Source organism: Tolypothrix sp. VBCCA 56010, from assembly GCF_050875635.1.
Lineage (GTDB): Bacteria > Cyanobacteriota > Cyanobacteriia > Cyanobacteriales > Nostocaceae > Hassallia.
On the sequence record NZ_JBPAOH010000398.1, the window covers coordinates 1 to 675 of the forward strand.

At 35.0% G+C, this 675-nt stretch carries 1 pseudogene; it reads right to left on the minus strand.

The window, feature by feature from the left end:
- Nucleotides 1–576: pseudogene (locus tag AABK37_RS41705) on the minus strand (ISH3 family transposase); the annotation flags it as partial.
- Nucleotides 577–675 lie beyond the last annotated feature (99 nt).

A 675-nucleotide genomic window follows, 5' to 3' on the forward strand; every position in this document is an offset into this window, starting at 1 on the left:
TTGCCCCTTTCTATATTTGCAGATAATCCACAAGTTAAAAGTGACTGAATCATTTTTATATCTACCCATTGTATAGGTAGTTTTGTAACTTATTTTACCCTTCAAAAATTGCTTGATTCCTCCTTGTTTGCCTCTTCTAATAGCAGGCATCATAAATGGAATATCTAATGCTTGCAACCATCGAATGACAGGAGTACTAAAAAATCCCCTGTCTAAATAAAGTTTTTTTACCTTTATTTTCAGATCGGAAAGCTCTGCCAATAAATAAGTAATAATAGCAACAGAGGTATCAAACCAACGAATTCCTCTAATTGCAAGGGTTACACGCTTGCTTTTGGTAATAACATATAAGGTAGCGTAGCCATAAAATGAACAAGTACCAGACTTTGCTTGACTCCGATATATGTATGGTAATTCTTTTTCTTTCGGTTTACCATAGTACGGAATTAAATTTAAATCAATTGCTATTTTTAAATAACCTTTTTTTATTCCCAGGGGAATTCTACTTTTCAACGCTTGATTTATTTGCGCCTCTAATTCCTCGAAATTATTGATTTTACCAAGATGATATCTAACTCAAGTTGCGGGTTATCAAAATCCGGGTGTTTTTCATCCAGAAATTAGTGCGATCGCTAATGACAAATTCACGGTGGTGCTACGCGCCACCGCGATTTC